At 65.4% G+C, this 11,343-nt stretch carries 12 protein-coding genes; 7 read left to right on the top strand and 5 right to left on the bottom strand.

The window, feature by feature from the left end:
* Positions 1-106 precede the first annotated feature (106 nt).
* Complete coding sequence (locus tag ACI8UR_RS11415; RefSeq protein WP_411714636.1) at positions 107-2,362, bottom strand: NADP-dependent malic enzyme; 2,256 nt, start codon at positions 2,360-2,362, stop codon at positions 107-109.
* A 159-nt stretch (positions 2,363-2,521) separates the two neighbouring features.
* Between ACI8UR_RS11415 and ACI8UR_RS11410 the strand changes: the two genes are divergently transcribed.
* From ACI8UR_RS11410 to ACI8UR_RS11395, 4 genes are read left to right on the top strand one after another with little or no spacing between them, the layout of a single operon-like run.
* On the top strand, positions 2,522-3,364 hold the full coding sequence (locus tag ACI8UR_RS11410) for a COX15/CtaA family protein (RefSeq protein ID WP_411714637.1): 843 nt from the start codon (positions 2,522-2,524) through the stop codon (positions 3,362-3,364).
* A gap of 47 nt (positions 3,365-3,411) precedes the next feature.
* Complete coding sequence (locus ACI8UR_RS11405; RefSeq protein WP_411714638.1) at positions 3,412-3,690, top strand: 4a-hydroxytetrahydrobiopterin dehydratase; 279 nt, start codon at positions 3,412-3,414, stop codon at positions 3,688-3,690.
* A gap of 1 nt (position 3,691) precedes the next feature.
* On the top strand, positions 3,692-4,078 hold the full coding sequence (gene lwrS, locus ACI8UR_RS11400) for an LWR-salt protein (RefSeq protein WP_411714639.1): 387 nt from the start codon (positions 3,692-3,694) through the stop codon (positions 4,076-4,078).
* 43 nt (positions 4,079-4,121) lie between these two features.
* Positions 4,122-4,754: an HAD family hydrolase gene (locus ACI8UR_RS11395; protein ID WP_411714640.1), complete on the top strand. Its 633-nt coding sequence runs from the start codon at positions 4,122-4,124 to the stop codon at positions 4,752-4,754.
* On the opposite strand, the gene ACI8UR_RS11390 is transcribed toward ACI8UR_RS11395, so the two are convergent.
* From ACI8UR_RS11390 to ACI8UR_RS11375, 4 genes are read right to left on the bottom strand one after another with little or no spacing between them, the layout of a single operon-like run.
* Complete coding sequence (locus ACI8UR_RS11390) at positions 4,745-4,951, bottom strand: hypothetical protein (protein ID WP_411714641.1); 207 nt, start codon at positions 4,949-4,951, stop codon at positions 4,745-4,747. The two genes, ACI8UR_RS11395 and ACI8UR_RS11390, sit on opposite strands and share 10 nt — an antisense overlap.
* A gap of 47 nt (positions 4,952-4,998) precedes the next feature.
* The gene (locus ACI8UR_RS11385) at positions 4,999-6,939 is read right to left on the bottom strand and encodes a molybdopterin biosynthesis protein (protein ID WP_415087885.1); all 1,941 of its coding nucleotides are present in this window, start codon (positions 6,937-6,939) and stop codon (positions 4,999-5,001) included.
* The gene (glp, locus tag ACI8UR_RS11380; protein WP_415087884.1) at positions 6,932-8,140 is read right to left on the bottom strand and encodes a gephyrin-like molybdotransferase Glp; all 1,209 of its coding nucleotides are present in this window, start codon (positions 8,138-8,140) and stop codon (positions 6,932-6,934) included. The genes ACI8UR_RS11385 and glp overlap by 8 nt, the downstream gene beginning before the upstream one ends.
* Before the next feature lie 48 nt (positions 8,141-8,188).
* Positions 8,189-8,461, bottom strand: coding sequence for a hypothetical protein (locus ACI8UR_RS11375; protein WP_411716238.1), 273 nt, complete (start codon positions 8,459-8,461; stop codon positions 8,189-8,191).
* A gap of 102 nt (positions 8,462-8,563) precedes the next feature.
* On the opposite strand from ACI8UR_RS11375, the gene ACI8UR_RS11370 reads away from it, so the two are divergent.
* The 3 genes from ACI8UR_RS11370 to ACI8UR_RS11360 form a co-directional block, all read left to right on the top strand.
* The gene (locus tag ACI8UR_RS11370) at positions 8,564-8,911 is read left to right on the top strand and encodes an Hsp20/alpha crystallin family protein (protein ID WP_411716237.1); all 348 of its coding nucleotides are present in this window, start codon (positions 8,564-8,566) and stop codon (positions 8,909-8,911) included.
* 114 nt (positions 8,912-9,025) lie between these two features.
* Entirely contained in the window at positions 9,026-10,684 is a 1,659-nt protein-coding gene (locus ACI8UR_RS11365) for an ABC1 kinase family protein (RefSeq protein WP_411716236.1), read from the top strand.
* Between the two features lie 45 nt (positions 10,685-10,729).
* A partial coding sequence (locus tag ACI8UR_RS11360; RefSeq protein ID WP_415087883.1) for an aminotransferase class I/II-fold pyridoxal phosphate-dependent enzyme occupies positions 10,730-11,343 on the top strand: 614 nt, incomplete at its 3' end.

Below are 11,343 nucleotides of genomic sequence, written 5' to 3'. Positions count from 1 at the left end.
ACGCCAGCGAGATTGACGATATCTTTCACCTCCACCTTTTTCCGCCTCGGGGTCGCAAGAGCGACCCGCTCGGCGCAAAAACGTGGGCGAAAAAAGCCGCCGTGTATTACTCGTTCGTCTGTGCGTCCACCACGGCCACACCTGCCAGATTGACGATATCCTTCACCTCGTCCCCCCGCTGGAGGACGTGGACGGGTTTGTCCATGCCGACGAGCATGGGGCCGATGGCTTCGGCGCCGCCGAGGCGCTGGAGGAGTTTGTAGGCGATGTTACCCGCTTCCAGATTCGGGAAGATGAGCACGTTCGCGGGCTCGTCCAGATCAGAGAAGCTGTAGGTTCCCTCGAGCATCTCCTCGACGACAGCGGTGTCGGCCTGCATCTCCCCGTCGACCGGGAAGTCGGCGGCGTCGTCGGCCCGGAGCAGTCGTGCGGCCTCGCGGGGCTTTCGCGTGCCCTCGTTGTTGACGCTCCCGAAGTCGGAGTACGACAGCAGCGCCGCTCGGGGGTCGATGTTGAACCGTCGTGCGAGGTCGGCGGTCTGTTTCGTCACTTCCGAGAGGACGTTCTCGTCGGGCGATTGGTTGACGGTGGCGTCGGCGACGAAGACGACGCGGTTCTTGAACGTCAGCATGTAGACGCCGGCGGCGTAATCGGCGTCGTCGGCAGTGCCGATTATCTGCAGCGGTGGGCGAAGCGCCGAGGGGTAATGATGCATGAGCCCGGTGAGCATCGCGTCGGCGTCACCCATCTCGACCATCACGCTCCCGAGATAGTTGCCGTCCTCGATGAGCTCGTCGGCTTCACGCCGGGTGATTCCCTTCCGCTGGCGGAGTTCGTAGAGCCGCTCGGCGTAGGGGTCGAGGTTGCCCTCCTCGGGGTCGACGATCTCCGGTTCGAAATCGAGGCCGAGTCGCTCGGCGTGGGCCCAGATCTCCTCGCGGTCGCCGATGAGGATCGGCTGGGCGATGCCTTGATCGACCAGCTGGTAGGCGGCTCGAACCATCTTCTCGTCGTCGCCCTCTGCGAGAACGAGCCGCTTCGGCTCGCTTTTCGCCTTGTTCAACACGACGCGCATCATCTCGCGGGATTTGCCCAGGCGGGCCTCCAGTCGCTCGACGTACTTATCGAGGTCGAGTTCGCGGCGCGCGGCGCCGCTGTCCATCGCTGCCTTCGCGACGGCCGGCGTGACCTCGAAGAGGACGCGCGGATCGAGCGGTTTCGGGATGATGTAGCCGGGGCCGAACTGCAGCGGCTGGTCACCGTAGGCTTTCACGACCGCGTCCGGAACGTCCTGGCGGGCGAGTTCGGCAAGCGCCTCGGCAGCCGCGACTTTCATCGCCTCGTTGATTTCGGTGGCGCGTACGTCGAGGGCGCCGCGGAAGATGAACGGGAAGCCGAGGACGTTGTTGACTTGGTTCGGATAGTCCGACCGGCCCGTCGCCATGATGACGGTATCGTCGCGGGCTTCCTTCGCTTCCTCGTAGCCGATTTCGGGGTCGGGGTTCGCCATCGCGAAGATGATGGGGTCGTCGGCCATCGACCGCACCATCTCCTGGTCGACGAGGCCGCCGATCGAGAGGCCGACGAAGACGTCGGCACCCTCCATCGCGTCCGCGAGGTCGCCCGCCGGCCGATCCTGGGCGAACTCCTGTTTGAACTCGTTGACGTCGCCGGCCGCCGCACGCTCCTCGGTGATGATGCCCGAGGAATCACACATCGTGATGTTATCGCGGTCGGCGCCGAGCGAGACGTAGAAGCGGGCTGTCGCGAGCGCGGACGCGCCAGCGCCCGAGAAGACGATTTCGAGCTCGTCAAGTTCCTTGTCCGCGATATCGGCGGCGTTCAGGAGTGCCGCCCCGGAGATGATGGCCGTCCCGTGTTGGTCGTCGTGGAAGACTGGGATGTCCATCTCCTCCCGAAGCGTCTCCTCGACCTCGAAGCACTCCGGCGCTTTGATGTCCTCGAGGTTGATGCCGCCGAACGTCGGCTCCATCGCCTTGACCGAGGTGATGATGTCCTTCGGGTCCTCCTGGTCGAGTTCGATGTCGAAGACGTCGATGTCGGCGAAGCGTTTGAACAGGACGCCCTTCCCCTCCATGACGGGTTTGGACGCCTGCGCGCCGATATCGCCCAAGCCAAGGACGGCGGAGCCGTTCGAGACGACGCCCACCATGTTCCCCTTCGTCGTGTAGGTGAACGCCTTCTCGGAGTCGTCAGCGATTTCGTTACACGGCGCGGCGACGCCGGGTGAGTACGCAAGCGAGAGGTCTCGCTGTGTGTTGGTCGGTTTCGTCGTCGAAATCTCGATTTTCCCCGGCGGCTCGCGCCGGTGATATTCGAGTGAATCCTCGTCCAGTCCCATGTGTCTCCCCCGTACAGTGGCCCCAAAAAGCTACCCAACGTGACGGCGCCGGCAGACGTTGCCCGAACCGGTGTTATCGTGGTGTTTCGTCGACAGTTCGTTCGGCACCGAGTAGCCGATTCCGCGGGGTATATACTCGCGTAGTCCTCACTCGACGGTATGGACTTTCGCCGGCTGCTCGTCGTGACGACGCTCTCGACGGCCGTTACGGCGCTCGTCGGTGTGTTGACCGCCACCTCCGGCGCCGGACTGACCTGTCAGGCGCGGTGGCCGCTCTGTGACGGGGCCGTCTTCGGCCTCTTTCCCGCAAACTTCATGTCGTTCATCGAGTGGTCACACCGGCTGGTGGCGATGATAACCGGCTTTCTCATCATCGGGGCGGCCATCGCCGCCTGGCGTGGCGGCCACTCCCGACGCGTCCGGTTTGCCACGCTCGGGGCGTTGCTCCTGACGCCCATCCAGATCGTCTTCGGCGCGTTCACCGTCCTCGTCCGCGAGCTCGTCTTCGGGTACTCCATCGTCGTGTTGACGCTGCATTTCACGCTCGCATCGCTCATCCTCGGGCTACTCGTCGCCGCGACGGTGTGGGCCTACGCCGACGCTGGCACAGCGTCGATCGAGCACATCCAGCGGGCCGGTGCTGGCGCGTTGCTTGCCTTCCCCGTCATGGTCGCGCTCACACCGCGACTGTTCGTCGCCTTCGGCGAGGTCGCCCAGTTCGTCTACTACGGGCTCGGCTTCGCCGTCTTCGCTGCGCTGTGTGTCGTTGCGCTCTGGAGCCGTGAACTGGCGCTCGACGCCAGGCCCGTCTTCGGGGCCGGCCTCGTCGCCGCCGCACTCGTTATCGCCCAGCTCGTCATCACGCGGCGCGCGTTCGGCAGCGAAGGGCAACTCATCATTCTCGGCATCTCGTTCGTGGCCTTCGCGTTGACGCTTGCAGCTGTACGATGGGTACGAACCCACGGGACGACCCCGACCACCCGGCCGTCGGCCAGCGACTGACTGGTCTCGCGCGTAGTTTTATCCGGCAGCCGGCCGACAGTGCGTCCATGAGCGAGCTGCTTTCCGACTCCGAAATCGAGGCACAGCTCCCCGGCGGCTGGGAACGCGATGGTGACGAAATCGTCCGCGCCTTCGAGTTCGAATCGTACCTGGAGGGCGTCGGCTTCGCCGGCGGTGCCGGTGGGCTCGCCGATGAGGCGTTCCACCACCCCGAGATGACCATCGGCTGGCGAGAGGTCGAGGTTCGGCTGACGACCCACGACGCTGGCGGCATCACCGAGAAGGACATCGAGTTGGCCGGCCGGTTCAACGAGCTGGCCGATTGAGATGCCCGAGAGCGGAACCGCAGAGTACGTGTTCAAAGTGGAACTGCAGCTGTCCCCCGACGACCCCAGTGTGTGGCTCGAGCCGGCCAGCGTCGAGACGACGCTTTTCAAGCAGGCAGCAGTTCCCGGCGAGGACGACTGGCTGTTCTTCCGGGACAACCTCTGGCGCGGTGAGGTGAACAGCCCCGACCACATGCGGCAGTTGGCCGAGGAGACGCTCGACGTGGAGGTGCGGGCCATCGAGTTCCGCGAACTCCGAACGGACGAATCGTACTACGAGGCACTCAAAGCGGCGATCGGCGACAACCTCGAACTGTTCAAAGCCGACGACGTCTCCGAAGTCATCACCAAATATCTCGGCTCACGGGTGCACGTCCGGGAGCGCTGACGCCCGGAAAGCACTTAGCCGGCAATCGCCTACGCCGAACGTGATGACGGCATCGTCGTACGACCATTGGGCGTTCGACTTGGACGGAACGCTCATCGATATCGAACCAGCCTACGTCCACGACGTTTTCGGGCGGGTTGGTGACAGGATTGGTCACGAGTTCACCGACCAGCAGGCCGAAGCCGTCTGGCACGGACTCGGCGGCTTCCGGAACGACCAACTCGACGACTGGGGTGTCGACATCGACGCGTTTTGGACAGCATTCCACGAGGAGGAATCACCCGAAGCCCGCGCCGACGCCAGTTTCCTCTACGATGACGCCGAGGTCGTCGGCGAAACCGACGCGCCGACGGTGCTCGTAACCCACTGTCAGCAGTATCTCACCGACCCGGTACTGGAGACGCTCGACATCCGCGATTGGTTCGATGCGGTCGTCTGCTGTACCGAGGAGACGGGCTGGAAACCCGACCCCGAGCCGGTGAACATGGCGCTGTCGTCGGCCGGCGCGAACGGTGGGTCGGGTGTCCTCATCGGTGACGGCCCCCACGACATCGGTGCCGCGTGGAACGCGGGGCTCGATGGCGCACATATCGAACGCCACGGTCACGAACGGCGGGGGATGTGCGTCGTTGGCGACCACCGACTCGACCGCGTCGACGACCTCGTTCAGTCGTAGAGTTCGTCGTCGAGTGGCAGGTCGAACTCCCCTTCTTCGACGCTTTCGACCGCCGATTCCAGTACCAGCGAGTGACCACACTCCGGGCAGGCAAGCGCGAACTTCACCTGGAGGCCGCCGTCGTGGTCGGCGATTTCGAGGACGTCGGCGTCGGAGGGGTGCAGGAATTCGGCGTCGAGTTCGTGGTCACAAGACATGGTCGTGTGTTGACACCCGGGTGCGTTAAAGGTGGCGCGGACTGTCATCAGCGCGTGTCGTAGCCAGCCAGCTCGCCGAGCACGCCCGAAACGTCGTCAACAGCGTTGGAGAGCTGCTGTACGCCGGCTTTCTCGATTCGGTCGTCGCTGGCGAACACCCGAACTGCCTCCTCGCCGCAGGGGACGAACCCCATCCCGAGGTCGTCAGCGGTGGCGCGAAGCCCGAGGCCGGCGTCAGCCTTTCCCGCGAGCACTTTTCTGGCGGGCGATTCGTGAGCCCGAACCGCGAACTCGAAGCCGTCGATGGCCTCCACGAGGTCGTGCCGCTCCGTGCCTCGCTCCTCGGCGAGGTCGGCGATGACGTTGCCGAGCGTCGTCCGCAGCCCCGAATCGGTCGTCCGGTTCACGAACCGGAGGTCGCGGTCGACGAGGTCGTCGAGGCCGTCGATATTCTCGGGGTTGCCTGCTGGGACGACGAGGCCCCACTCCCGCGTCCAGTTGCCGAGTTCCGTGGCTGCTTCGGGCTCCGTATCGCCGGTCACGACGGCCACGTCCGTCACGCCGTTGCGGAGCCGACGGAGACCCTGCCGACTGCCGACACCGAGATACCGCGGCCGGGTCACCCGGTCGAGCAGCCGCGAGAGGGCGGGGTCGTCCTCGCCGGCACCGAACACCGCGGGTGGGCGCACGTCCGCCGAGAACAGCTGCACCTCCACACGCTCGCCCTCGTCGAGATACTCCACGTCCGGCGGGACGGCAACCACGCCGTCGGCTTCGACGAGGCTCGTCGTCGCGCCGCTCCCCTTATCGACCGGGTAGACGAGCGTGTTCCCGTCGCTTTCGGCGGCTTCGCCGCCTCCCCGGGCCGACTCCGTCGGCCCGCCCTCCACCAGTCCGGCCGGCATGTATCGGAGCCGGCCCTCGCTGTACCGTTCGCGGACGGCCATCGCTCCCTTGACGGTGGCCGTCCTCGGCTCGGGCAGGCCAGCGGCCTCACGGACTGCGGGGGCGACGAAGGTTCGGAAGATGGTCAGCGCCGAGACGGGGTAGCCGGGCAACCCGACGTATGCGCTCTCGGACGCCGACCCGGAACCGCCCAGCCGGCCGATGAGCATGGGTTTGCCGGGCTTGACCGCGACGCCGTGCAAGAGGAGTTCGCCGGACTCCTCGACGACGCGGTAGATGACGTCGACGGCCGACGCTGAGGTTGACCCCGAGGAGAGCACGAGGTCACACTCTGCGGCCGCCTCACGAAGGACGGATTCCATCGCCTCGTAATCGTCGCCGGCGTGCGGATACAGTCGCGCTTCCCCACCGGCTTCCTCGACGGCCGTCGCCGTGGTGTAGCTGTTCACGTCGTATATTTCGCCGGCGTCGCTGTCCAGCGGCTTGCCGGGTCTGACGAGCTCGTCACCTGTCGAGATGATGCCGACGGTCGGTCGGCCGCGGACGGGCACCTCGTTGACGCCGAGTGCGGACAGCAGGCCGATCTCTCGCGGTGTCAGGACGATGCCCGGGCCGAGCGCGCGTTCGCCTGCGGCTACGTCAGCGCCAGCGAACATCACGCGGTCGCCCGGCGCAAGCGACGTGCGGACGAGGATGGTATCGCCCTCTCTGTCGGTTCTTTCCACCATCACGACCGCATCAGCGCCCGGCGGCAGAACGGCGCCGGTCGACACCTCGACGCACTCACCATCGCCGACCTCGACGTCCGGTTCGGCGCCGGCGTGAACCTCACCGGCGAGGTCGAGACTGACGGGGTCGGCCTCGTCGGCACCGAACGTGTCGGCGGCCTTGACGGCGTAGCCGTCCACGCTCGCGCGGTCGAAGCCCGGCACGTCGAGTTCGGCGTCGATACGCTCGGATAGCACGCGCCCACGGGCCTCCCGCAGCGCGACGGTCTCGTCGTCGGCCCGCAGGTCGAGTGAGTCGATGGCCTCGCGCGCCTCGTCGGGGTCGGCGAGGTCGCGGAACTCCTTTCTACGCATTGTACTCCCAATCCTCGACGGTCACGGTTTCACCCTCGGGAATCCCTTCACGGCTCTCGGAAACGACGACCCAGCCGTCGGCCAGGGCGACGCTCGAGAGCACGCCCGACCCGCTCGCCCGCGTCGGGGTCGCTTCGAGGCCGGCGTCGGTCTGTTCGGTTTTCACCCTGACGAACGTTCGCACGCCGGGTTCGCTCCGTATTTTCCGGGCCAGCGTCGCTTCCTGCGTCGGCAGCGGATTCGTCGGCATCCGTCCCAGGTGTTTGATGAGCGGTCGAAGGAACTGGACGGCGTTGACGATGGCGGCAACGGGGTAGCCCGGCAGCATGACGACGGTTCGACCCTGGACGCGACCCAGCGCGACCGGGTGACCGGGCTTGAGCGCGACGCCGTGGACGAACACCTCGCCGAGTTCGGAGACGACCTCCGGGATGAGGTCGCGTTCGCCCACCGAGGAGCCGCCAGTCGTGACAATCACGTCACGCGTGAGGTCACGTTCGACGGCCGCCCGCAGCGCCTCGTGGTCGTCGGTGACGATGCTACGGCGCTTCACGTCGGCTCCCCAGCGCTCGGCCAGTCGTGAGACGGTAAAGCGGTTCGTCTCGACGACCTCACCGGGGTCGGGGTCAGCCTGGACGAGTTCCTCGCCGGTCGGGATGATGGCGACCTCGGGCCGTTCGACCGCCTCGACCGTGTCGATGCCGGTACCCTTCAACAGCCCGAGGTCGGAGGGACGGAGTTGATGCCCCGGTTCGTAGAGCCGCTGGCCCGCGTCGACGTCTTCTCCGACCGGCGCGACGTTCTCCCCCTCCGCGACGGCGTCGAACACCTCCAGCTCGTCGTTCAGTTGCTCCGTCTCCTCGACCATCACGACCGCGTCGGCGCCCGCCGGCAGTTCGCTGCCAGTGTGGACGCGAACAGCGGTGTTCGGGCCGACCGATTCGCCGGGGCGGAGAATGGCGGGAGAGCGGTCGGATGCGCCGAACGTATCCTCGGCGCGCACCGCCCATCCGTCCATCGCAGCGCGGGCGTAGTGTGGGATGTTTCGCTTTGCGTCTACGGGTTCGGCGACGGTTCGCCCGTCGGCGGCAGACAGGGATATCCGTTCGGTTCGCTCTATGGGCGGGATATCGAGCAGTCGCTCACGGGCGTTGGCCACGCGAGTCCGCTCTTTGAATCCCGATTCCCGGACGTCACTCATACCCCCATCTCAGGCGGCGAGTATCAAAAAGGGTCACTCCGCAGAGCCTCACTCGGTCGCAACGAGGACGCGGCCCTCTCGGACGATGAAAAGCGGGGCGCGGGTGGCGTTCGCCGTCACCGTCCCGTTTGCGGCGTGTACCTCGATTGGAACACCCGAAGGTACCGTAATCGTATGCGAGTCGCCGGCATCGAGTGTCACTGATTCGGCCGAAACGCCGTCGTCGTGGACGACGATACGGATCGTCGCAGTCGAGGGGCCTTCGTTGTGCACCGTCGGCTCGGTCGGCCCCGTCGCGTCACGACGACCGGCTCGTGCCATCACGTTGGATACTACGTTTGATATAAAGTACCTTGCGACGGTTTCGGGCAGTGAATCGCCGCCACCGCGGGGTTTAACGCGCCCGCGACCCAACAGCGGGGTATGCAACTTCGCGAGGCGTTAGGCGACCTCCCGGAGACGGTGTTCGCCGACATGTTGGAGAGCGACGACGCCTACCTCCTCGTCGTCGACCTGCCGGGTGCAACCGACGAGACGGTAGACGTAACCGTCGACGATGGCCGACTCCGAATCGAGGCCCGTCGGGCAAAGTCGTTCCCGTCGTCGTTCCGGTACGTGACCGAGGAACGCTCCCTCTTTCTCGACGCCGAACTCCCATTGCCCCCCGACGCCACCGGCGCGGACGCCGAGGGCGAGATGGAGAAAGGTGTCCTCAGACTCCAGTTGCCCAAATCCGAGGACGAAGGCGGCCAGCGCATTCCCATCTCGTGATCCGTGACCGCTGCGACCGTCCTCGATACTGATTATGTATTCGCTATCCGGCTCCAGCTCCGCCCAGTATCGGCCTCCGAGCAGTGCTGCGGCTCTCGGTGAGGTGCCGCCTCGGTGACTCTCCGCTCGTATCGCCGGTTCGTCGTCGTTGCCTACCAGTTTCTGCCACTCCTCCTCGCGTACGCCCGCGACCGCAACCGCTTCCTCTTTTTCGGCTCCAGCCGCACCGTTTCACCGGAAACCCGCCGCAAACGCGCCCGCTCACTTCTGGATTCGCTGCTCACGCTCGGCCCGACGTTCATCAAACTCGGCCAGCTACTCTCGACCCGGCCCGATGTCCTCCCGCCGGAGTACGTCGAGGAGTTCGAACAGCTCCAGGACGACGTACCGCCGGCAGCCTGGCCCGAGGCCAAAGAGATACTCGAAACCGATATCGGCCCGGTCGATGAGGTCTTCGACGAGTTCGACACCGACGCCATCAGCGGCGCCAGTCTCGGACAGGTGTACATCGCCGAACACGAGGGTCGGAAAGTCGCGGTGAAGATTCGGCGTCCGGGCATCGAGAAACTCGTCGAGACCGACCTCCGAGTGGTTAGATGGTCGCTGCCGATACTGATGCGCTTCGTCGACCAGGCGCGGTCGTTCTCGCTTGAGACGCTCGCCGACGAGTTCGAGAAGACGATTCGCGAGGAGATGGATTACGACCGCGAACGCCGAATGCTCGAAGAAATCGGCGTCAACCTCGCCGGCAACGACCGGGTGCGCGTGCCGAGCGCGGTGCCGGAGCTCTCGACGCGGCGCATCCTGACGATGGAGTATGTCGGCGGCACGAAGATCTCCGACATCGACGACCTCGACGCGCTCGGCGTCAACCGCGAGCGACTCGCCATCACGCTTCAGCAGGTGTATCTCCAGATGATAATCGAAGACGGTGTCTTCCATGCTGACCCCCATCCCGGCAATCTCGCTGTCCAGAACGACGGTACCATCGTTTTCTACGATTTCGGAATGTCTGGCCGCGTCGACCCGTTCATCCAAGAGAAGATCGTCGATTTCTACGTCGCGGTCGCCAGACAGGACACCGATGCCATCCTCGATACGCTCGTCGAGATGGGGACGCTCAGCCCACAGGCCGACCGCGAAGTGATGTCGAACGTGATGGAACTGGCCATCGCCGACGCCCGTGGTGAGGACATCGAGCAGTACCGCGTCCAGCAGATCATCCAGCAGGTCGAAGATACAATCTACGAGTTCCCGCTGCGACTCCCGCCGAACCTCGCGTTAGTGTTGCGCGTCGCGACCGTTGTCGAGGGCGTCTGCGTGACGCTAGAGCCGGATTTCGACTTCATCGAGGTCGCAACCGACTATCTCCGAGAGCAGGGCTTCTTAGAGGAGAGCGCCCGCGGCTACGTCGAAGACAGGGCAACCGAGGTGCGAGAGCTGGGCGAATCGCTCGTCCGCGTCCCGCCGAAACTGGAGAACACGCTCGACCGCGCGAACCGCGGCGATATCACCGTCCAACTGGAGATTTCCGACGACGAGCGTGGTCTCGACCGGCTGGCCAAACGGCTCATCCTCGGCGGGATGCTCTCGGCGGTCGTCATGGCCTCGGCGGTACTCTACGCCTTCTCGACACTCGAAGCCGCGCTCGTGCCGATTGGACTCGCTGTCCCCATCGCGGCGCTGCTGTGGCGGTCGTTCCGCCAGCGGAAAGGCATCCGTGCGAAACCGCAGTTCACCAGACAGAACCTCCGCGAGCGCCGCGAGGACTGACAGCGCTGACGGCGCGCTTTTTACCCCGCCGGTCGACGAACAGGTATGGAAATCGCACCCTTCGACCTCGAACGCTGGTTCGCAGAGGTCGAACACGATGCTGACATCATGCTCGCAGAGAGTGGTGTGCGGCCACTGGAAGCGAGTCGCTTCGACACCGACCCTGGCGAACTCGGCTACGTCATCCCGACCGCCGGCGACCCGGATTTCCGCGCTGATGTCGGTGCCCTCCACGAGCGCACCGTCGAGGAGACGATCTTCACCTGCGGCACCCAGGAGGCGAATCTGCTCGCCTTCCTCGCGTTGGTCGACTCACACGCCGTCGTCGTCACGCCGACGTACGGGTCGTTGACCGCGCTCCCCGAATCCTTCGCGGAGGTGACGACGGTGCCGCTGGCCGAACCGGACTGGACGCTCGACTCCGACGCTGTGGCGGATGCCATCCTCCCCGATACGGACGTTGTCGTAATCAACAATCCCAACAATCCGACCGGTCGCTACCACGACGAGGCAGCGATGCGAGCCGTTTACGATGTGTGTGCGGACAACGGGACGTATCTCCTCTGTGATGAGGTGTACCGACTTCTGGCCGAGGAGCCGCAGCCGCCCGTAGCGAGTTTCGGCCGCTACGGCGTCTCGACGGCCGGCGTCTCCAAATC

The sequence above is a fragment of the Natronomonas sp. genome, assembly GCF_047616845.1.
Lineage (GTDB): Archaea > Halobacteriota > Halobacteria > Halobacteriales > Haloarculaceae > Natronomonas.
This window is presented reverse-complemented; position numbering and strand designations above follow the sequence as displayed.